18 protein-coding genes are annotated in these 22,071 nt (G+C 67.5%); 13 read left to right on the forward strand and 5 right to left on the reverse strand.

The window, feature by feature from the left end; translation table 11 throughout:
* Positions 1–15: 15 nt before the first annotated feature.
* The 9 genes from DL991_RS19730 to DL991_RS19770 all read left to right on the forward strand — a co-directional run bounded on the left by DL991_RS19730 (position 16) and on the right by DL991_RS19770 (position 13,831).
* Complete coding sequence (locus DL991_RS19730) at positions 16–3,108, forward strand: ThuA domain-containing protein (RefSeq protein WP_125785827.1); 3,093 nt, start codon at positions 16–18, stop codon at positions 3,106–3,108.
* Positions 3,108–4,112 (forward strand): sugar phosphate isomerase/epimerase, encoded by a 1,005-nt coding sequence (locus tag DL991_RS19735; protein ID WP_125785811.1) that lies wholly within the window; start codon positions 3,108–3,110, stop codon positions 4,110–4,112. Before DL991_RS19730 ends, DL991_RS19735 begins: the two co-directional genes overlap by 1 nt.
* A 10-nt stretch (positions 4,113–4,122) precedes the next feature.
* Entirely contained in the window at positions 4,123–5,016 is an 894-nt protein-coding gene (locus DL991_RS19740) for a sugar phosphate isomerase/epimerase (protein ID WP_125785812.1), read from the forward strand.
* A gap of 14 nt (positions 5,017–5,030) precedes the next feature.
* Positions 5,031–6,053 carry a multicopper oxidase domain-containing protein gene (locus DL991_RS19745; protein WP_125785813.1) on the forward strand — a complete coding sequence of 341 codons (1,023 nt, stop codon included), beginning with the start codon at positions 5,031–5,033 and terminating at the stop codon, positions 6,051–6,053.
* A gap of 13 nt (positions 6,054–6,066) precedes the next feature.
* On the forward strand, positions 6,067–10,032 hold the full coding sequence (locus DL991_RS19750; RefSeq protein ID WP_125785814.1) for a ThuA domain-containing protein: 3,966 nt from the start codon (positions 6,067–6,069) through the stop codon (positions 10,030–10,032).
* 70 nt (positions 10,033–10,102) lie between these two features.
* Positions 10,103–12,010, forward strand: a complete 1,908-nt coding sequence (locus tag DL991_RS19755; RefSeq protein ID WP_125785815.1) for a copper-binding protein — start codon at positions 10,103–10,105, stop codon at positions 12,008–12,010.
* Between the two features lie 87 nt (positions 12,011–12,097).
* Complete coding sequence (locus tag DL991_RS19760) at positions 12,098–12,961, forward strand: sigma-70 family RNA polymerase sigma factor (RefSeq protein ID WP_125785816.1); 864 nt, start codon at positions 12,098–12,100, stop codon at positions 12,959–12,961.
* Positions 12,962–12,989: 28 nt separating this feature from the next.
* The gene (locus DL991_RS19765) at positions 12,990–13,466 is read left to right on the forward strand and encodes a carboxymuconolactone decarboxylase family protein (protein WP_125785817.1); all 477 of its coding nucleotides are present in this window, start codon (positions 12,990–12,992) and stop codon (positions 13,464–13,466) included.
* Complete coding sequence (locus DL991_RS19770) at positions 13,466–13,831, forward strand: DoxX family protein (protein WP_125785818.1); 366 nt, start codon at positions 13,466–13,468, stop codon at positions 13,829–13,831. The genes DL991_RS19765 and DL991_RS19770 overlap by 1 nt, the downstream gene beginning before the upstream one ends.
* Positions 13,832–13,898: 67 nt before the next feature.
* Here the strand turns inward: DL991_RS19770 and DL991_RS19775 are convergent, their stop codons facing one another.
* Together DL991_RS19775 and DL991_RS42970 are read right to left on the reverse strand one after the other, a co-directional pair.
* A complete protein-coding gene (locus DL991_RS19775; RefSeq protein ID WP_199754013.1) occupies positions 13,899–15,644 on the reverse strand; it encodes a BCCT family transporter in 1,746 nt (581 codons plus the stop codon).
* 227 nt (positions 15,645–15,871) lie between these two features.
* Entirely contained in the window at positions 15,872–16,015 is a 144-nt protein-coding gene (locus DL991_RS42970) for a hypothetical protein (protein WP_199746612.1), read from the reverse strand.
* A gap of 86 nt (positions 16,016–16,101) precedes the next feature.
* On the opposite strand from DL991_RS42970, the gene DL991_RS19780 reads away from it, so the two are divergent.
* Positions 16,102–17,058, forward strand: a complete 957-nt coding sequence (locus DL991_RS19780; protein ID WP_125785819.1) for a GlxA family transcriptional regulator — start codon at positions 16,102–16,104, stop codon at positions 17,056–17,058.
* A gap of 9 nt (positions 17,059–17,067) precedes the next feature.
* Here DL991_RS19780 and DL991_RS19785 read toward each other — a convergent pair whose 3' ends face one another.
* Positions 17,068–17,256 (reverse strand): hypothetical protein, encoded by a 189-nt coding sequence (locus DL991_RS19785; protein ID WP_125785820.1) that lies wholly within the window; start codon positions 17,254–17,256, stop codon positions 17,068–17,070.
* An 84-nt stretch (positions 17,257–17,340) separates the two neighbouring features.
* A complete protein-coding gene (locus DL991_RS19790) occupies positions 17,341–18,243 on the reverse strand; it encodes a LysR family transcriptional regulator (RefSeq protein ID WP_125785821.1) in 903 nt (300 codons plus the stop codon).
* A gap of 121 nt (positions 18,244–18,364) precedes the next feature.
* On the opposite strand from DL991_RS19790, the gene DL991_RS19795 reads away from it, so the two are divergent.
* The 3 genes from DL991_RS19795 (at position 18,365) to DL991_RS19805 (ending at position 20,922) form a co-directional block, all read left to right on the forward strand.
* Positions 18,365–19,063, forward strand: coding sequence for a type 1 glutamine amidotransferase domain-containing protein (locus DL991_RS19795; RefSeq protein WP_125785822.1), 699 nt, complete (start codon positions 18,365–18,367; stop codon positions 19,061–19,063).
* Positions 19,064–19,141: 78 nt separating this feature from the next.
* Positions 19,142–19,705, forward strand: coding sequence for a TetR/AcrR family transcriptional regulator (locus DL991_RS19800; protein ID WP_125785823.1), 564 nt, complete (start codon positions 19,142–19,144; stop codon positions 19,703–19,705).
* Between the two features lie 20 nt (positions 19,706–19,725).
* Positions 19,726–20,922, forward strand: a complete 1,197-nt coding sequence (locus DL991_RS19805; protein ID WP_125785824.1) for an FAD-dependent monooxygenase — start codon at positions 19,726–19,728, stop codon at positions 20,920–20,922.
* A gap of 174 nt (positions 20,923–21,096) precedes the next feature.
* Here DL991_RS19805 and DL991_RS19810 read toward each other — a convergent pair.
* A partial coding sequence (locus DL991_RS19810; protein ID WP_148106368.1) for an HNH endonuclease signature motif containing protein occupies positions 21,097–22,071 on the reverse strand: 975 nt, incomplete at its 5' end.

Here is a 22,071-nt window from a genome sequence, read left to right on the forward strand (position 1 = left end):
GTGCTCGTCACAGCCATGGTCACGGCTCTGACAGGCGTCGCGCTACCGGTGCAGACCGCATCGGCGCACGAAGCAGCGACGGTGCTCGTGTTCTCCAAGACCGCGGGCTTCCGGCACGATTCGATCCCCGACGGGATCAAGGCGATCAAGGAACTGGGGGCGCAGAACCACTTCGGGGTGGAAGCGACCGAGGACGCGGCGGCCTTCACCGACGCGAACCTCAAGCGCTTCAACGCGGTGGTCTGGCTTTCCACCACCGGTGACGTGCTGAACGCGGAGCAGCAGGCCGCGTTCGAGCGGTACGTGAAGGGAGGCGGTGGGTACGTCGGCGTGCACGCCGCCTCCGACACCGAGTACGACTGGCCCTGGTACGGCGAGCTGGTGGGGGCGTACTTCAAGTCCCACCCCCAGATCCAGCAGGCGAACGTCAAGGTCGAGGACCACGACCACGTGTCCACTCATGCCTTGCCGGAGACGTGGCCGCGGACGGACGAGTGGTACAACTACCGCGAGAACCCGCGCAGCGACGTCCACGTCCTGGCGAGCCTGGACGAGAAGAGCTACCAGCCCGGCGACGGCGCCATGGGCGATCACCCGATCGCCTGGTGCCACGAGAACTCCGGCGGCCGCTCCTGGTACACCGGCGGCGGGCACACCAAGGCCTCCTACGCCGAGCCGGCCTTCCTCAAGCATCTGGCGGGCGGCATCAAGTACGCCACCAAGCTGAGCGCGGCCGGCTGCGCCAAGGAGACCGAGCAGGACCCGGTCGACGCGGACTTCGACCAGATCACCCTCGCCAAGGGCGAAGAGAAGACCGGCGAGCCGATCGCGCTGTCCGTGCTGCCCAACCGCGACGTCCTGCACACCTCGCGCGACGGCCGCGTCTGGTACACCAGCTCCGGCGCGACCACGAAGCTGGCCGCGACGATCCCCGTCTACAACCACGACGAGGACGGCCTCCAGGGTGTCGCCATCGACCCGGACTTCGCGAAGAACCGCTGGGTGTACCTGTACTACGCGCCCAAGCTGAACACCCCGGCCGGTGACGCCCCGCAGAACGGCACCCCGGCGGACTTCGAACCGTTCAAGGGCTACAACCAGCTCTCGCGGTTCAAACTCACCACCGACAACAACCTCGACCTCGCCAGCGAGCAGAAGATCCTCCAGGTCCCGGCCGAACGCGGCATCTGCTGCCACGCCGGCGGCGAGATCGACTTCGACGCACAGGGCAACCTCTATCTGTCCACAGGGGACGATTCCAACCCGTTCTCCTCCGACGGCTACACCCCGATCGACGAACGCGCCGACCGCAACCCGGTCTACGACGCGCAGCGCACCTCCGGCAACACCAACGACCTGCGCGGCAAGGTGCTGCGGATCAAGGTCGGCGCGAACGGGAAGTACACCGTCCCCCAGGGCAACCTCTTCCCGCGCGGCACGGCCAAGACCAAGCCCGAGATCTACGCGATGGGCTTCCGCAACCCGTTCCGGTTCGCCGTCGACCGCAAGACCGGCTGGATCCACCTCGCCGACTACGGCCCCGACGCGGGTGCGGCCGACCCCCAGCGCGGTCCCGGCGGCACGGTCGAGTTCAACCTGATCAAGAAGCCGGGCAACTTCGGCTGGCCGTACTGCGTCGGCGACAACCAGCCGTTCATCGACTACGACTTCGCCACCGGCCAGTCGGGTGCGGCGTTCGACTGCGCCAAACCGAAGAACACCAGCCCGCGCAACACCGGGCTGACCGATCTGCCGCCCGTCGAAAAGGCGTGGATCCCCTACGACGGCGGTTCCGTTCCCGAGTTCGGCACCGGTCCCGAGTCCCCGATGGGCGGCCCGGTCTACCAATACGACGCGAAGAACCCGTCGCAGACCAAGTTCCCGGAGTACTTCGACGGCAAGACCTTCGCCTACGAATGGGAACGTAGCTGGATCAAGGAGATCACCGTCGGGCCGAACGGTGAACGCGGCGCCATCAAGCCGTTCTTCGACTCGATGGACCTCGTCCGCCCGATGAACGTCGAGTTCGGCCCGGACGGCGCGATGTACGTCCTCGACTACGGCACCGGTTACTTCGGCGGCTCCAAGGAATCCGCCGTCTACCGGATCGACTACACCAAGGGCCGCCGGACGCCGGAGGTCAAGGTGGCCGCGGACAAGACGTCCGGCCAGGCACCGCTGACCGTGAAGTTCGACCCGGCCGGGACGAACGACCCCGACGGTCAGGCGCTGACCTACGCGTGGGACTTCGACGGCAACGGCACCACCGACTCCACCGAGGCCAACCCGGTTTCGCATACCTACACCGCGAACGGCCAGTACACGGCGAAGCTTTCGGTCACCGACGCCACCGGGCTGACCGGGGCGGCGAGCGTGGTGGTCACCGTCGGCAACACCGCGCCGGTGGTCACGCTGAAGACGCCGGTCAACGGCAGCGTGTTCAGCTTCGGGGACACGGTCCCGTTCAAGGTCGAGGTCACCGACGCCGAGGACAACCCGATCGACTGCTCGAAGGTCACCGTCGAGTACATCCTCGGCCACGAGGGACACGGGCATCCGCTGAGCCGCGCGACCGGCTGTGAAGGCACCATCGCCACCCCCGCCGACGAAGGCCATGGCGCGGACGCCAACGTCTTCGGCGTCATCAACGCCAGCTACACCGACAACGGTGCCAACGGCGTTCCGGCGCTCACCGGCGAGGCGGAGTCCCTGCTTCAGCCCAAGCTGAAGCAGGCCGAGTTCTACACCCAGTCGAGCGGGATCGAGGTCGTCGGGCACGACGGCGCCAGTGGCGGCAAACGCGTCGGCCACATCGAATCCGGTGACTGGATCAAATTCGACCCGGTGAATCTCGTGGGTGTCCGCGGCATCGGCTACCGGGTCTCCTCCGGCGGCGCGGGCGGCACGATCGAGGTCCGCTCGGGCGCGGTGGACGGGCCACTGGTCCAGACGGTCACCGTCGCCAACACCGGCGGCTGGGACACCTATGCCGACATCCCGGCGTCCGCCATCACCGACCCCGGCGGCACCGGCCCGTTGTTCCTCGTGTTCAAGGGCGGTTCCGGCGGCTTGTTCGACGTAGACGCGATCACCTTCGAGGAGTCTTGATGAGCCGTCCGATCACGCTGTTCACCGGCCAGTGGGCGGATCTCCCGTTCACCGAGGTGTGCAGGCTCGCGAGCGAATGGGGCTACGACGGCCTCGAGATCGCGTGTTCCGGCGACCATTTCGAGGTCGACCGCGCACTGTCCGAAGAGGACTATGTGCCCGGCCGCCTGAAGCTGCTCGCCGAGCACGGCCTCAAGGTGTGGGCCATCTCCAACCACCTCGTCGGCCAGGCCGTCTGTGACGACCCGATCGACGAACGCCACCAGGCCATCATCCCGTCCAGGGTGTGGGGCGACGGTGAACCGGAAGGCGTCCGGCAGCGGGCCGCGAAGGAAATGGCCGACACCGCTCGCGCGGCGGCGAAACTCGGTGTGGACACGGTGATCGGCTTCACCGGATCGAAGACCTGGAAGTACGTCGCGATGTTCCCGCCGGTGTCGCAGGCGGTCATCGACGACGGCTACACCGACTTCGCCGACCGGTGGAACCCGATCCTCGACGTCTTCGACGAGGTGGGCGTGCGGTTCGCCCACGAGGTCCACCCGTCGGAGATCGCGTACGACTACTGGACCACGAAACGTGCGCTCGAAGCTGTCGGCGACCGTCCGGCATTCGGGCTCAATTGGGATCCTTCGCATTTCATCTGGCAGGACCTCGACCCGGTCGGCTTCATCCTCGACTTCGCCGACCGGATCTACCACGTGGACTGCAAGGACACCAGGAAGCGGTTCGACGGACGGAACGGACGGCTCGGCTCGCATCTCCCCTGGGGAGATCCCCGACGCGGCTGGGACTTCGTTTCGACCGGGCACGGCGACGTGCCATGGGAGGACTGCTTCCGCGCACTGAATTCGATCGGCTACTCCGGTCCGATCTCGGTGGAGTGGGAGGACGCCGGAATGGACCGGCTCCGGGGCGCGGCGGAGGCCGTGACCTTTCTGCGGGGGCTCCTGTTCGACAAGCCGTCGGCGGCCTTCGACGCGGCTTTCAGCAACCAGAAGTGAGGGCGGTTTCATGTGCGGTGAAGAAGCTGAGCAGTTCCACTCTCGACGGGCGCTCCTCCGCGGCGCGGCGACGGCGGCGGTCGCGGTGGGTGCGGCGGTAGCCCTGCCGGGCCTTGCCGGTGCCGCCACCTCGGACGAGGCGGAGACCCAGGGACACGGCCACCACGGTCGAGGCCGTGTCCCGGTGGAGAAGATCAGCATCCAGCTCTACTCCCTGCGCACCGCGCTGCAGGCCGATCTGCCGGGAACCCTGTCCGCGCTGGCGGACATCGGCTACCGGAAGGTCGAGCTGGCGGGCACCTACGGCCGCTCGGCCGAGGAGTTCCGCGGTCTGCTGGACAAGAACCACATCAAGGCGACGTCCACGCACACCGGCATCGACGGTGACCTCGACAAGACCATCGCGGACGCGAAGATCCTCGGGAACACCCGCGCCAACGTGCCGTGGGCGAACTTCGACACCATCGACGGCTGGAAGCAGTTCGCCGGCCGGATGGACACGGCGGCCCGGAAGTTCCGCCAGGCCGGTATCCCACTCGGCTACCACAACCACGCGCACGAGTTCGCGGCCATCGACGGCGTGCGCCCGTACGACGTGCTCACCAGGAACACGAACCCGCGTTACGTGCATCTGGAGATCGACCTGTTCTGGGCGGTGGAAGGCGGGATGGACCCGGTTTCGCTGTACCGGCAGCACTGTCCGCGCGTGGTGCAGTACCACGTCAAGGACCGGACCGCGGACGGGCAGATGGTCGACCCCGGCAAGGGCGTCATCGACTTCCCGCGCGTCTTCCGGCACACCCGTCCCCACCTCGCCGAGTACATCGTCGAGCACGACAACCCCACGGATCCCCTGAGCACCGCCCAGACCGGATTCACCTATCTCCGTAACGTCCGCTTCTAGCTGGGGAATCCACAATGGACAAGAACAAACGCGGGCTGTCCCGCAGATCGATGCTCGCGGGCACCGCGGCCGGGGTCATCGCCCCGGTCGTGGTGAGCGCGAGCGCCGGTTCGGCACCGGCCGCCGCGGCCGGGATGACCCGCAACATCACCGTCTACGCCGACTACGTTCCCGGTTCGACCCGGGTCGGTTACGGGCTCGAGCCCGGCAAGCCGACGATTCCCGGGCCGCTCCTGGAGTGCTATGAGGGCGACACGCTGGTGATCGAGCTGGTCAACAACACCGACCAGCGGCTCTCGATCCACCCGCACGGCGTCAACTACGACACGAAGTCGGACGGCTCGCCGTTCAACGACTCCTTCAACAAGCCCTACGAGACCAAGACCTACACCTGGAAGACCCGGACGGCCTACCAGGCGGCCAACGGTTTCTGGATGCCCGGCAGCGCGGGGTACTGGCACTACCACGACCACGCGTTCGGCGGCGACCACGGCACCGTGGGCCTGATGAAGGGTCTCTACGGCGGCCTGATCGTGCGCAAACGCGGGGATCTGCTGCCCAGCAAGCAGTTCACCGTGGTGTTCACCGAGATGTGGATCAACCACCAGGTCGCCCCGAACACGCCGATCTTCGAAGCGAACCTCGGCGAACGCGTCGAGTTCATCTGTATCGGGCACGGCAACCTGATGCACACCTTCCACCTGCACGCGCACCGCTGGGCGGACACCCGCACCGGCATGCTCACCAGCGCGACCGACAACGCTCCGATCCTCGACAACAAGACCCTCGACCCGGGGAACTCCTTCGGGTTCCAGGTGATCGCGGGTGACGGCGTCGGGCCAGGCGCGTGGATGTACCACTGCCACGTCCAGCAGCACTCGGACGACGGCATGTCCGGGGTGTTCCTGGTCCGCAACGCCGACGGCGGGATGCCCGCGGGCGCCCAGGAGGCGATCGACCGCTTCAAGGGACACCAGCACCCGACGTCCACTCCGGACGCCACCGGCGCTTCAGCCCATACCCACCACCAGTCTTGAAAGGAGCGAGAACTTGAGACGAATCTTTTCGCAACGTCGGCTCCGCAGACGGTCACTGGCCGCGCTCGCGGTCGGCGCCGTCGTCACCTCCGGGCTTCCGCTGGCCATCGCACCGGTGACCGCCGAAGCCGCGACGAACGTCCCGATCAACGTGCTGGTCTTCCACGGCACCGCCGCGGATCAGAAGGACCCCGTCCTGCGTGCCACGGACGCGATCGCGAGCCTCGGCCAGGCGAACGGGATCTCCGTTTCGTCCTCTTCGGACCCCGCGGTGTTCACGCAGGCGAACCTCGCGAAGTACCGCGGCGTCGTCTTCCTGTCCGCGCAAGGCATCACGCTGAACCGTGACCAGGAAACCTCGCTGCAGAGCTACATGAAGGCCGGCGGCGGGTTCATCGGGCTGTCGGACGCGGCACGGGCCCAGGACGGCTCGCAGTGGTTCTCCGGGCTGATCGGCGCCCGTCCGGTGGGGGCGCGTCCCACGCCGGAGGCGGTCGCCTCGGTCACCGCGAGCGCGGAGAACGCGCCCAATGAGGGCAAGGAGAAGCTGGCCGACAACAACGAGAACACCAAGTGGCTGGCCTTCGCGAACACGGCGTGGATCGCCTACAAGCTGGCCGCGCCGGTGGCCGTGAGCAGCTACGCGCTCGTCTCGGCGAACGACTTCGCCGGGCGTGACCCGAAGAGCTGGACCCTGCAGGGCTCCAACGACGGGACCACGTGGACCGATCTGGACACCCGCACGAACGAGGTGTTCGCCGACCGGTTCCAGAGCCGCACCTTCACCTTCGCCAACACCACGGCCTACTCGAACTACCGGCTGAACATCACCGCCAACGCCGGTGAATCGGCTACCCAGCTGGCCGATTTCAAGCTGTTCAAGGACCAGTCGACCACTCCGCCGCCGCCGGAGAACGCTCCGGCCGAGGCCACGGTCGACGTCCTCGACAAGGCGAACCCGGCCACCGCGGGCCTGCCCCAGAAGTGGGTCCGCACGGACCGGTGGCTCAACTGGGAGGTCAACCCGGTCGGCACCGTGCACACGGTCGCCCAGGTCGAGGAATCGACCTACAAGCCGGGTGTCGGCGCGAACGGCGCCTTCCACCCGATCTCGTGGTGCCGTGACTACGACGGCGGCCGCTCCTTCTACACCGGGATGGGCCGGACCGAGGCGAGTTACGGCGAAGCCCAGTTCCGCAGCCACATCCTGGGCGCGCTGAAGTGGACCACCGGCATGGTCCGCGGTGACTGCAAGGCGGGAATCGCGGCCAACTACAAGGTCGAACGCCTGACCGCGATCAACCAGACCGGTCAGCTGGATCAGATGGGCGAGCCGCACGGGCTCACCATCGCGCCGAACGGCCGGGTCTTCTACATCGGCCGCGCGGCCTGCGCCGGTAACGTGGTGCCCGCGCCGAACGACTGGACCAACCCCGAGATCGGCGCCGGCTGCGGCACGATCCACCAGTGGGACCCGGTCACCAAGAAGCCGAAGCTGCTCACCACGCTGAAGGTGATGGGCAACCGCGGCAGCGGCGACGAACTGGTCAAGAACGAGGAAGGCCTCCTGGGCCTCGTGCTGGACCCGAAGTTCAGCGAGAACGGCTTCATGTACGCCTACTGGATGCCGCACGCGTCGGTCGACATCGACAAGCGGATCGGCAAGCGCACGGTCTCGCGGTTCACCTACGACCTGAAGAACCAGACGCTGGACCAGGCGACCCGCAAGGATCTGCTGTCGTGGGACGTCCAGGTCCACAGCTGCTGCCACGCCGGTGGCGGCATGGACTTCGACAAGGACGGGAACCTCTACATCGGTTCTGGTGACAGCAACTCGTCGCAGGGCTCCAACGGGTACTCCGGCAACAACTGGACCCAGGACTACAAGGGCGTCTCGTTCCAGGACGCGCGCCGCACCGCCGGTAACACCAACGACCTCAACGGCAAGATCCTGCGGATCCACCCCGAGGCCGACGGTACCTACACCAACCCGGCCGGCAACCTGTTCCCCGAGGCCAACGACCCCGGGAACAAGACCAGGCCCGAGATCTACGTGATGGGCGTGCGGAACATCTCGCGTCTGCAAGTCGACAAAAAGACCAACTGGCTGACCGCCGCTTGGGTCGGCCCGGACGCGTCCTCGCCGAGTCCGGAACTCGGCCCGGCCAAGTACGAGACCGCCACGGTCATCACCGAGGCTGGTAACCACGGCTGGCCGTACTGCATGGGCAACAAGCAGCCGTACCGCGACCGCAGCAGCACCGACGCCGCGGTCCTCACCGGCTGGTACGACTGCGACAACCCGGTCAACACCTCGCCGCGAAACACCGGCCTGGTGAACCTGCCGCCGATCAAGAAGAACATGATCTGGTACGCGCCGGACGGCGGCGGACCGGTGTTCCCCAACCGGCCCAACAGCTCCGTCCCGACGTACAACGCGGCCGAAGCCACCTACACGCAGCCCTACCTCAAGGGCGGCGGCCAGGCGGTCATGACCGGGCCGACTTATCACCGCGAACTGGTCAACACCAACAGCGGGGTGGCGTGGCCCGCCTACTGGAACGACAAGTGGTTCATCGGTGACCAGAGCAACGGGCAGAACCGGATCGCGGTCACCGTCGACCCGAACGGCGTCTCGAAGCAGGATCCGCCGGTGTTCGCCGAGACCGTGCGGCAGATCATCCCGACCGGCGGTGGCGACAACAAGCTGAACCAGTGGATGGACGCCAAGTTCGGGCCGGACGGCGCGCTGTACGCGCTCGACTACGGCGGCGGCTTCTTCACCCTGACCAACAACCAGAAGCTGCTGAAGATCAGCTACACCGGCGGCGAGGCGACCCCGTCCGCCGCGGCGGCGTCGACCATGGTGCAGAACAAGCCGCTCACCGCGGCCTTCACCGGGTCGAAGTCCGGCGGCGTCTCCTACAAGTGGGAGTTCGGCGACGGCACGATCTCGACGCAGCCCGACCCGCGGCACACCTACCCGCGCACCGGGCTGTACACCGCCAAGCTGACCGTGACCTACGCGAACGGTGAGACGGTGACCGCGCGGAACTCGGTGAGCGTCGGGTGTTTCGTGGCGGATTCCAATGCCACGGTGACCATCGGTGACACCGACACCGGGGTGACCAACCGGAACGCCGGTGGCGGCTGCACGGTCGACGACATGATCGACGACGAGAGCACGTGGACCTCCCACGCCGGTTTCGTCAACCACGTCACCCAGGCCGTGGACCGGCTTGGCGATCTCGGGGTGCTGAACGCGGCCGAGTCGGACAAGATCAACGCCGCGGCCGCCGCGTCGCCCATCGGCAACAAGGGCGTCACCGGTTACGACGCGATCTACGACGGCACGCCCGAGTCGTTCCGCAACTGGTCGCAGGCGCCGTCCGGGCAGTTCGCCATCCAGCCGGACGGGTCACTGCGACCGTCGGGCGGGCTGGGCATGCTGTGGTACTCGGCACGGCAGTTCGGCGACTTCTCGGTGAAGCTGCAGTTCAAGGACATCGCACCGAACGGCAGCGCCAACAGCGGTGTGTTCGTCCGGTTCCCGGATCCGCGCACTCCGCTGGAGCAGCGTCCGCCGGGCAGCTGCGGCACCGTCGGTTCGGCGAGGACGTCGCAGGCATGGGTCGCGATCTTCTGCGGCCACGAGGTGCAGTTGTACGACGGCGCCGCCGGTGAACCGCAGAAGACCGGGTCGATCTACAACTTCGACCCGCGGCCGCTGGACCAGGCGGGTGTGAAGCCGAAGGGGACCTGGAACGAGTACGAAGTCAAGGTCGTCGGGCAGAAGTACACGATCATCCGCAACGGTGTCGTGATCAACGAGTTCGAGAACGCGCCGGGGATCAACTCGTCGCGGGCGGGCGACCCGTCGACCGACTTCCGGCAGTTCGTCAGCGGGTTCATCGGTCTGCAGAACCACGGTGACAACGACCTGATGGAGTTCCGCAACATCCGGGTGCGGCAGCTGTAGCGCGAAAGCCGGCCGGGCGCGCGGGTTCGCGTGCCCGGCCGGTCTCCCTTGTACGGAAGGTTTCCCTGCGATGTCCCCAAGAACCCTCGTCGCGGCGTTGCTCGCCGCGGCGCTCGCGATACTGGGCCTGGTGTTACCGAGCTCCTCCGCCCCCGCCGTCGCCGCCCCCGTCCAGACCCTGGAATGGACCGCGGGCGACAGCACCGACCACTACCTCAGCGCACCCACCACCGCGGTGGCGGGCGAGACCACGATCCTGTTCAAGAACACCGAAGCGCTCGGCTCGACGATGTCGCACACGCTGACGTTCGACACGTCGACGCCGGGCTACAACCACGACGTCAACCTGAACATCGTCGCCAACCCCTATGACGAGAAGAACGGCGAGCACCAGGCGACCGTGACGCTGACCCCGGGGAAGTACCGGTTCTACTGCACGATCCAGGGGCACAGCAAGATGTTCGGCGAGTTCGTCGTCACCGACGGCGGCGGCGCCGACACCACCCCGCCGACGGTGACCGCGAACGTCACCGGCACCAAGGACACCGCCGGGAACTACGTCGGTTCCGCGACGGTGAACCTGGCAGCTTCGGACAGCCAGTCCGGTGTGGACAAGGTCGAGTACCAGCTCGACGGCGGTGCCTGGACCGCGTACACGGCGCCCGTGGTGGTTTCCGCGGCCGGTGCGCACATGGTCCACTATCGCGCGTCGGACAAGGTGGGAAATGTTTCACCGGAAGGGATGTCGTCGTTCACGGTCGTCACCGGGCAGCCAGGTGACACGACTCCGCCGACGGTGACTTCCGAGGTGACGGGCACCAAGGACACCGCGGGCAACTACGTCGACACCGCCACCGTGAAGCTCACCGCGACCGACGCCGGCACCGGCGTCGACAAGGTCGAGTACAAAGTGGACGAAGGCGTGTGGACCGCGTACACCGCTCCGGTCGTGGTCTCCGCGCCGGGGATGCACATGGTCCATTACCGCGCTTCGGACAAGGCGGGCAACGTTTCGCCGGAGGGCATGGCGCACTTCACCATCGTCAGTGGTGACACCACCGCGCCGACGGTGACCTCCGAGGTGACCGGGACCAAGGACACCGCCGGGAACTACGTCGGCAAGGCGACCGTGACCCTGACGGCGACCGACGCCGGTTCGGGTGTCGGCAAGGTCGAGTACCAGTTGGACGGTGGCCCCTGGCTGACGTACTCGGCGCCGCTCGCGCTGACCGTCGTCGGCGCGCACACGGTGAAGTACCGCGCCACCGACAAGGCGGGCAACGTCTCGGCGGAAGGCACGGCGACGTTCACCATCGTCGAAGGAGACGACAGCACCGCGCCGACCGTTTCGGTGGTGGTGAGCGGTGACCTGGACGGAAGCTGGTCGTACATCGAAGACGCGACCATCAACCTGACCGCGACGGACGCCGGGTCCGGTGTGGACAAGATCGAGTACCAATTGGACGGTGGAGCCTGGACGGTCTACACCGCGCCGGTGAAGGTGACCGAGCTCGGCACGCACACGCTGGCGTACCGCGCTTCGGACAAGGCGGGCAACGTCTCGGCGCTACAGGGCGGCGCGTTCACCATCGTCGGCCCGCCGCCGGGCCCGGACGCCTGCCCGGACTCCGACGTCCGTGACACCGTGATCCTCGGCACGGCGGACAGCCAGGTCGAGAACCGCGACACCGGCAACGGCTGCACGATCAACGACGTGATCGACGACGAGTCGGACTACTCGTCGAACGACCAGTTCGTGACCTACGTGCGAGCCGTGACGCAGGAACTCCTCGACGGCGAGGTCATCTCGTCCGACGAGCGGAACCTGATCGTCACGGCGGCGATCGACTCCGGCATCGGCGGCTCGACCGCGGAACCGGAACCCGAGCCGGAGCCCGAACCCGGCAAGACGAAGAAGCCGAAGACGTCGAACCCCGGCATGAAGAAGGTCGTGAAGACGCCTATCCGGGACGTCTGAGCCGGCTTCAGGCGAGCTCCATCGGTTACCTTTCTCGCGTCGCGCTCGTCATGTCCATGACGGGTTCGGCGCGAGAAAGGTATCGACATGACCGGCGAAGCCCTGGCCAGCGCGTTCGAGGAGCAGCGAGGGCGTCTGGTGGCCGTGGCACACCGGATGCTCGGTTCGCGCGCGGACGCCGAGGACGCCGTCCAGGAGGCCTGGCTGCGGCTGGCCCGGCAGGACGCCGACACGATCGACAACCTGTCCGGCTGGCTGACCACCGTCGTCGGCCGCGTCTGCATCGACGCCCTGCGTTCCCGCAAGACCCGCCCCGAGGATTCCTACGAGGAGCCGCCCGAGCTGCTCGTGCTCGAGGACTCGCCGGAAGAGGACGCGCTGCTCGCCGAATCGGTCGGCGTGGCGCTGGTGGTGGTGCTCGACACCCTCGGCCCGGCCGAGCGGCTGGCCTTCGTGCTGCACGACCTGTTCGGGGTCCCGTTCGCCGACGTCGGTGAGATCCTCGGCAAATCCGCCGACGCGGCCAAGATGCTCGCCAGCCGGGCTCGCCGGAAGGTCCGGGGACAGCGCCCGGCCGACGAGCCGCGGCAACGCGCTGTCGTCGAGGCGTTCCTCGCGGCCGCGCGCGAGGGAGACTTCGACGGTTTGATCGAGGTGCTCGACCCCGACGTGACGTGGCGTTCGCGGAGCAGGCACGGAGAGGTCGTGCGGCTCGGTGCGGCCGAGGTGGCCACGCGGGTCCAGCGCGGGGCGCGCGCCGCCGTCACCACCCGTCCCGCGCTGGTCGACGGCAAGGCGGGGATCGTGTCGTGGAGCAAGACCGGCAAGCTGCTCGGCGTGATGTCCTGCACCATCGTCGACGGCCGCATCGTCGAAATCGAGTCCGTGAGTGACCTGCGTCGCCTCGCGGCCATGGGTGTTACCTCTCGGGAGTCCTCCTCGTCGAAGTAAGTGAACACCGACGAGAAGGAGAAATCCCATGCAGGCACGGCTCGAATTCCTCAAGACCGCTCTCGCGCCGAAGCTGGTGAAGCACCTCGCTTCGGCCGCGAAAGTCGTCGACAGCAGCGAACTTCCTTTGGCGACAAGGGAACTGGTGAACATCCGGGCCAGCCAGATCAACGGCTGCTCGGGCTGCCTCGACATGCACACCAAGGACGCTGCGCACGCGGGGGAGACCACGACCCGGCTGAACCTGATCGCTTGCTGGCGAGAGGCGACGGTCTTCACCGAGGCCGAGCGCGCCGCGCTGGAGCTCACCGAGCAGGGCTGCCGTCTCGCCGACAGCGCCGGTGTCACCGATGAGGCGTGGGCGGCCGCCGCCAAGCACTACGACGACGAGCAGCTCGTGGCGCTGGTGACCCAGATCGCGCTCATCAACGCCTTCAACCGGCTGAACGTCATCACCCGGCAGCCGGCGGGCGACTACACGCCCGGCCAGTTCGCGGGGCATTGATGGACACCGCACTGTGGATCGTCGCCTGGCTGCTTGCCGTCATGTATGTCGTGTCCGGCATCGGGAAACTGTTCCTGCAACGGGAAAAGATCGCCGGGGTGGCGTCGGCCGCGGGCTGGGTGCTGGACTTCAGCCCGGGCACCGTGAAGTTCATCGGGCTGGTCGAGATCCTGGGCGCCGTCGGCCTGATCCTTCCGGCCCTGCTCGACATCGCGCCGGAACTCGTGCCGCTGGCCGCTCTCGGGCTGGCGCTGGTCATGGCGGGCGCCGTGGTCGTACGGCTGCGCCGCCGCGAGCCGATGGTCGCGCTGCTGGACCTCGGCTACCTCGCGTTGTGCGCTTTCGTCGCCATCGGACGCGCCTGAAGTACATGAAGGCCCCCATCCTGTAGCTAGGCGCAAGGATGGGGGCCTTCATGTACTTTTTACGGGATCAGGTGCGCTGCTTCGACCGTCCGAGGATGCGACGGCGGCCGTGGCCGTTCGTGCGTTCCTCGTGCAGTTCCTTCAGCGACAACATCATCGCGTCTTCCTGCTTCATCAGCGGGTCGTTGCGCAGGTCCTTCCAGACCGACACGCACAACCCGACCATCACGAACACGAACGGCACCGCGATCAGGATCGTCAGGTTCTGCAGACCGGTCAGCGCCTTGTTCCCGCCGACCAGCAGCATCACCGCCGCGACGGCGCCCATCAGCACGCCCCAGAAGATCACGACGGTCTTCTTCGGATGCACGCTTCCGCGCTGGGACAAGGTGCCCATCACCACCGACGCCGCGTCGGCACCGGAGACGAAGAAGATGGACACCAGGATCATCACCAGTATCGCGATCGGGATGAACCAAGGCAGGGTCTCGAGCAGTTCGAACGTCGCCGACTGGGCGCTGTCCGCGCCCGCGATGTCCGTCCCGGCCCGTTGCCTGCTGATCGCCGCGCCACCGAAGATCGCGAACCAGATCAGGCTCACGATGCTCGGGATCGCGATGACCCCGAAGATGAACTGCCGGATCGTGCGGCCACGCGAGATCCGCGCGATGAACATGCCGACGAAGGGCGTCCACGAGATCCACCACGCCCAGTAGAAGACCGTCCAGCCGCCGAGCCAGGTCTGCATCTCCGCGCCACCGGTCATCCCGGTGCGGCCCGACATCTCCGCCAGTTCGCGGAAGTAGTCGCCGATGGCACCCGGCACGATGTTGAGGATCAGCACGGTCGGACCGACCACCAGCACGAACACCGCGAGCACCGCGGCGAGCACCATGTTGATGTTGGACAGCCACTGGATCCCCTTGGCCACCCCGGAAACCGCCGAAGCGATGAACGCGATGGTGAGGATCGCGATGATCGCGACCAGCAGGCCCTTGCCGGGGTCGTCGATCCAGCCGACGGCGCCCATCCCGCCACCGACCTGCAGCGCGCCGAGGCCGAGTGACGCGGCCGAACCGAACAGGGTGGCGAAGATCGCCATGATGTCGATCGCCTTGCCCAGCGGGCCTTCGGTGCGCCGCTTGCCGATCAGCGGCGCGAACACCGAACTGATCAGCTGGGTGCGGCCCTTGCGGAAGGTGCTGTAGGCGATCGCGAGACCGACCACCGCGTAGATCGCCCACGGGTGCACGGTCCAGTGGAACAACGTCGTCGCCATCGCGGTGTGGACGGCTTCGTCGGAGTTCGGGGCCGCGGTGCCCGGAGGCGGGCTCGCGAGGTGGGAGACCGGTTCGTACACCCCGAAGAACATCAAGCCGATGCCCATGCCGGCGCTGAACATCATCGCGATCCACGACGACGTCCGGAATTCGGGCAGTTCCTTGTCCCCGCCCAGCGGGATCCGGCCGTAGCGGCTTATGGCCAGACAGACCGCGAAGAGCACGAAACCGCTCGCTGTCAGTACGAAAGCCCAGCCGCCGTACGGGATCACGGCGTCGTTCAACAGGGTCGACGCGACACTCGCGAGGTTTTCCGGGGCCAGCACACCCCAGACGATGATCGCGAGCGCGAGTGCCGCGGCCACACCGAAAACGGTCCGGTCGGTCTCGGCGGGGCGTTCGGAGGCGAGGTCGAGGGGGACGTGCTCATCGGGCGGATGGCCCGGGCCTGTCGTATCCGGTGCGTGGGCGAGGTCTGTCGCGGTCTCCGCGCCTACCTCTTCTTCCGCTTGTTTACCGTCCTGCGAACTCATGTTCAGCCACGCGCCGATGACAGCGCGATCTCCTTCCGCCCGTGTTAACCCGTTTGCACCACTGCACCCTAACCAGAAAACTGGTAACCGGCAGAAAATGCGGGCGAAGAGGTTTAAACCGGTATATGCGGTTTGACCTCGGCGGATGTGGGCTTCGTCAGCGGCCCCGGCGGGGAACGTGTCTCTCGTGACACCGGGTCATCGACATCGTGGCCTTCGGAGTGGCTTCAGACTGTCGCGCCGCCCCGCCGGAAGGGCCTGGTGAGCGGGTCGCCACCGGCGACGTCCGGCCGTCCGTGCCGCGTGTGGTTGCGGTTCAGGAGGTAGGTGACGAGGGCGATCAGGGCGAGGGTCACGATGATTGCGGTCATGGCAGTAAGTTTGCGCCACGAGATATCCTGCCAGAAGTGGCAGTTCTGTCGTTGTGCGTCAAGATCCTGCCAGCTATGCTCGGGCCATGCTGAAGAGCGTCGCCGTGGTACTGCTGGACGACTTCGCCCCTTTCGAGTTCGGTGTCGTCTGCGAGGTGTTCGGCTACGACCGCACCGATGACGGAGTGCCACTGCTCGACTTCCGCGTGTGCGGGGAGCGGGCGGGAGAGCCGCTCAGCCTCGGCCACGGCGTCAAAGTGACCCCGGAACACGGTCTCGAAGCGACCGAGGACGCGGACCTCGTCGTCGTCCCCGCCTGCGATGTGCGCGACGAGTATCCGCCCGCGGTCCTCGAAGCGCTTCGCGCGGTTTCGGCGCGGGGAGCCACGCTGCTTTCGGTCTGCACCGGCGCTTTCGTACTGGGCGCCGCCGGCCTGCTCGACGGACGGCGCTGCACGAACCACTGGCGGCACAGCACCAGGTTCCGGAACCGGTTCCCGTTGGCGCAGCTGGATCCGGACGTCCTCTTCGTCGACGACGGCGACATCATCACCAGCGCCGGAACGGCCGCCGGCATCGACGCCTGCCTGCATCTTGTCCGGCGCGAACTGGGCTCCGCCGCGGCCACCGCGATCGCCCGGCGCATGGTGGTGCCGCCGCAGCGCGAGGGCGGGCAACGGCAGTTCGTCGAGGTGCCGATCCCGGAGTGCACCGGTGACAGCCTCCAGCCGGTGCTCACCTGGATGCTCGACACCATCGCCCTCGACCACTCCGTCGCCGATCTCGCCCGCCGGGCCCGGATGTCCGAGCGCACCTTCGCTCGAAAGTTCGTCGCCGAGACGGGCACCACTCCACACCGATGGCTTTCGACGCAACGGGTCCTGCACGCGAGGTCGCTGCTGGAAGAGACGACGATGGGCATCGACGAGGTCGCGCGCCGCTGCGGTTTCGGCTCGGGAGCCTTGCTGCGCCACCATTTCCACAAGGTCGTCGGGGTCTCCCCGCAGGACTATCGCCGGACCTTCGCGCCTCAGCGCGCCTGAACGAACCCCCTAATCCTTGGGCGCCTTGTTGAACAGGCCGAGGGACTGGGCGAAGGCCGCCCCGCCGGCCAGGAAGACGAGCGGCAGCGTCTTGGCCCAGAAGGCGCCGACATCGAGCGAGATGAGCAACGCGAGCAATCCACCCGCCAACGCGACCAAGACGAGCATGCCCAGTGCCAGGCGGGGTTTCGAGACCACGTGTCCTCCAAGAAAGGTTTCGGAGGAGCAAGCCTCGCGGTGGTCGCGATGCGGAAAGAGGTTATTTTTGCCGCGTCCGGAGTTTCAGAGCGAGCCCCAGGCGCGAGCGCGTTCCAGCAACCTGTCGCGGATGAGGGTCACCACCGGCCGTGCCGTCCCCGACCGGTGCGCGAGGTAGATGGTGTTCAGCGGCGGCACCACCGGGGTGTGCACGACCGCGACCGAGCCCGCTTCGAGCGCGGCCGCGGCGATGTAGCGCGGCAGCACGCTCGCTCCGGCGCCCGCGACGACGACGGCGAGGATCGCGCGGAGGTCGGGAACGACCATCGCGACGCGGTTCGGTGGCCGCCGCCCGAATTCGCTGCGCCAGTAGCGGCGGACGATCGGCAGATCGTCGGCGTACGCGATCAGCGGCAGATGGGCCAGCGCGGGCACCGGGTCGGCGGCGAGCAACGCGGGATCGACACTCCGCGCGAGCGCGGGCGCGGCGACCAGGACGAACTCCTCGTCGATCAACGGGATCGCGGTGATACCGCGCTGCCGCGGCCGGACCGAGGAGATGACGAGGTCCAGACGTGCGGCCTCGAGGGCGGACAGGAGTTCGTCGGCGAGCCCGAGCGTGACGGTGAGCCGTAGCCCGCGTTCGGTCAGCGGGGCGAGCGCGGGCAAGAACCGCGTCGCCATACCGTCGCTCGCGCCGCCCAACGCCACGCGTTCGCGGTACTGGCCCTCGTCGTCGCCGGCGGTCAGAGCACCGCGCAGTTCATCGATCCTGGTGCCGATCCTGACCGCGAGTTCGGCTGCGCGGGCGGTCGGCGCCGCGCCCTGCCGCGACCGGACGAACAGTCGCTCCCCGAGTTCTTCCTCGAGCTTGAGCAGTTGTCCGGTGACGGCGGGCTGGGTCAGGCCGAGTTCGGCGGCGGCCGCGGAGAGCGAGCCCTGACGGTAGATGGACAGGAAGGTCGCCAGTCGATCCAAGTTGGGCATGCAAGCCACCTTCCATAAGGAATCTTATGGATAGTAGCCGACGGCGCGGAGTACTCGCGGCGAAGACGCGGTTGAAGCCGTCAGCGAGGCACACCGCCCCGCGAAACGGAAAGGAACTGTCATGGCACGGATTCTCATGATCGTCTCGGCCGCCGACCACGTGCGGCTCACCGATGGCGGAGACCACCCGACCGGGTTCTGGGCCGAGGAGGTCGCCGAGTCGCACCGCGTGCTCGTGGCGGCGGGTCACCGGGTGGAGATCGCGACGCCGTCCGGGCTCCGGCCGACCGTCGACCCGATCAGCCTCGACGAACGCGGCGGCGTCGACCCGGCCGAAGGTGCGAAGTTCGCCGACTACCTCAAGGGCTTGGACCTCGCGGCGCCGCTCAAGCTCTCCGACGTCTCGGCCGATGACTACGACGCCTTCTACCTGCCGGGCGGTCACGGTCCGATGACCGACCTGGTGGACGACGCCGACCTCGGCCGCCTGCTGAACGACGCCGACGCGCGCGGCAAGACCATCGCCGCGCTCTGCCACGGACTCGCCGCCTTGCTCAGCGCGCGCCGCGACGACGGCTCGTTCACCTTCGCCGGCCGCTCGATGACGTCGTTCAGCGACGAGGAGGAACGCCAGGGCGGGCTAGGGGACAAAAGCCCGTTCTTCGTCGAGGCGCGGCTTCGGGAACGGGGCGCGATCGTCACTCCGGCGGCCGCCTGGTCGAGCAAGGTCGTCGTCGACCGGAACCTCGTCACCGGACAGAACCCGCAATCCAGCGTCGCGACCGCGGAACGCGTGGTGGAGCTCCTGAACGTGGTGTGACCTCCGGGTTTGCGCGGCGGCTGGATCCGGGCATACGATCAGGGCAGTCGTACAGGACGAACGCCCTAGGAGGCGACGATGGCAGGATCCCCGGCAGCGGAACGCGGTCAGGCCGTGCGGCGGCGGTTGCTCGAAGCGGCCGTCGCGCTCGTGCCCGAACTCGGCTGGTCCGCGGTCAGCACCCGGATCCTGGCCGACCGTGCGGGTGTCACGCCGAGCGTTGTGCACTACCACTTCCCCTCGCTGCAGGCCTTGCTGATCGAGGCCGTACTGGGGGCGATGCGAGAGGTCGCCGTCGCCTTCGAGCCGGCGCTGGAAACCGTCGAGACGCCCGAAGACGCGGTGGACGCGCTGCTGGCGTCGGTCGGCGAGTACTCCGGCACCGACCCGATGTCGTTGCTGTTCGCCGAGGCCTACCTCACCGCGACCCGTGACGACACCTTGCGTGAGGGCATCCGCGAAATCCTCGCCGGTATGCGCACCCGCTTCGGCGGCTGGTTGGCGGAGCACGGCGTGGCCGAAGCCGAAGACACGGCCGCGGTGCTTTTCGCCGCCGTGGACGGGCTTCTGCTGCATCGCGCGCTCGGCCCGGAACTCGGCCGCGCCGTCTCTCCGTCCGTCCTGCGCAGGCTGGTCGGCTGAACCGAAAGGGAGGAACCCCGATGAAGGTGGCGATTTGCGGTGCCGGGATCACTGGACTGGCGCTGGCGCACAGGCTCGCGGCGTCGGACGTCGAGGTAGTGGTGCTGGAACGTGCCACAGGGCCGCGGGAGCAGGGTTACATGATCGACTTCTTCGGCCCCGGCTTCGACGCGGTCGAGGAGATGGGCCTGCTGCCTCAGGTCGAAGACGTGGCATACCAGGTGAACGAAGCGAGCTTGCTGGACGAACGTGGCCGCCGCCGGGCGGCGATCGACTACGTCCAGTTCGCCAAGTCGGTGCGAGGCAGGCTCCGCAGCATCATGCGACCCGACCTCGAACACGTCCTGCGTACGAACCTTCCATCCACAGTGGACCTCCGATTCGGCACTGGCGTCGCGGGCGTCGATGACCTCGGTGACCGCGTGCGGATCACCCTGGCGGACGGCGAGACGCTCGAAGCCGACCTGCTGGTCGGAGCCGACGGAATCCATTCGACCGTGCGCCGACTGGTCTTCGGTGACGAAAGCCGGTACTTGCGTTACCTCGGTTTCCACACGGCGGCCTTCGTCTTCGAGGACGAAGAGATCCGCGCGCAGGTGGGGGAACGGTTCTGCCTGACCGACACCATCGGAAGGCAGATGGGCTTCTACGGTCTCCGCGACGGCAAACTCGCGGCGTTCGCCGTGCACCGCACGACGGATCCGGCCCTGCCCGACGACGCGCGAGCGGCACTCCGCGCGAACTATCGCTCGCTCGGCTGGGCGGTGCCCAGGGCCCTCGATCTCTGCCCTCCTCCCCGCGAGGTGTACTACGACCAGGTCGCGCAGATCGAGATGCCGTCCTGGAGCCGCGGCCGGGTCGTCCTCGTCGGCGATTCCTGTTACGCAGTCTCCCTTCTCGCCGGCCAAGGCGCTTCGCTCGGGATCACGGGCGCGTTCGTCCTTGCCGAACAACTCACCCGATCACGCTCGATCGAGGCCGCCTTCGCACAGTACGAAAAACTGGTCCGCCCGGTGGTGAAGGAGAAGCAACACGTCGCCCGACGAGGCGCACGATGGTTCCTGCCCGCGAACCGGCTCCTCCTCCAGGCGCGCCGGTTTTTGCTTCGCGTGGCACGCCTTCCTGGTCTCGAACGACCACTCGCGGCCGCCGTCACGGGAAAGTCGACGGCGCTGGTGACGAACCTGAGGCGAGGGACCGAGATCCGGAGCCGGTGACGGCACCGTTGAGCTCGATCCTCGGGTAGGTGGTTGAGGCTCGGTTGCTCGTTGGCACGATGGGTCGAGGATGCGGGCTCGTCGTGGGACTCGGTGTCGTTTAGCCGACCCGGTTTCTCGACGGGTAGCTGAGGTTCGACAACTCGTTTCGGCGGCTGGTCCACAGGGGTCGGCCTAGATCCTGAGGTGCATGGTGTTCCTCCGTGGTGTTCCGGTGGGGTCGAGGTAGGCGGGCGGGGTGAATTCGGGTAGTCCGTCTTGGGCGATCTGGACTTTCCATGTGCTGTGGTGGATGAGCCGGTGGTGTTTGGTGCAGAGCAGTACGAGGTTGTCGATTTTCGTTTCGCCGTGGTGTCGCCAGAAGACGATGTGGTGGGCGGTGCAGCGGGGTACGGGCATGTCGCAGCCGGGGAAGGCGCAGCCGCCGTCTCGGAGGGTGAGTGCGTATTTCTGGGCGAGCGACACGGTCCGTTTCGACCGCCCTATGTCGAGGGGTTCGCCTGCGGTGCCGAGGACGCCTGGTCGGACGCGGGCGTCGCAGGCGAGGATGCGGGCGTCGGTGGCGCTGATCGGTCCCACCAGATCCAAGTGTGCCTCACCGATGTCGCGGATCAAGTCGTCGTAGGACATAGTGACCAGGATGTGGGTGGCCTCGCCTGCTTGGCCGGGGAGGTTGCGGCTGGTGGTTTTCAACCGGACGTAGTCGGTGAAAGCATCGCCGTAGCGTTCGTCTTGGGTGCGGGAGTCCCGGATGCCGTCGATGGCTTTGTGGGGTTTGGCCATCGGATCCAAATCCGACTTCAGGCGGGCGTAGGTTTCGAGGTTGAGGGTGGCTTTCAGGCCGAGGGTGCCGTCGCGGTGTTTGATGAACCGCATTTCTGGGCGGGTGTCTTGGGGGTCTTCGTTGCGGGGTTCTTTGCCGTCGGGGTCGAGTTTGTCCAGCAGGCGGCGTCCGGCGCGGGCGATCTGCCGAGGCCCGGCATGCCGGGCCAGGTCGACCAGGATCTTTTCCCCGGCTCGGATGTCTTCGTCGGGGACGGTGGAGGGGATGCGGGCGAGGGTGCGGATGATGGCGTCGATCTGCGAGCCGCCGATCGCGCCCTCGGCGGCGGCTCGAGCGGTCAAGGGTGCCAGGGGTGGCACGGTGCC

The sequence above is a fragment of the Amycolatopsis sp. WAC 01375 genome (assembly GCF_003947325.1).
In the GTDB taxonomy this organism is placed as follows: domain Bacteria; phylum Actinomycetota; class Actinomycetes; order Mycobacteriales; family Pseudonocardiaceae; genus Amycolatopsis.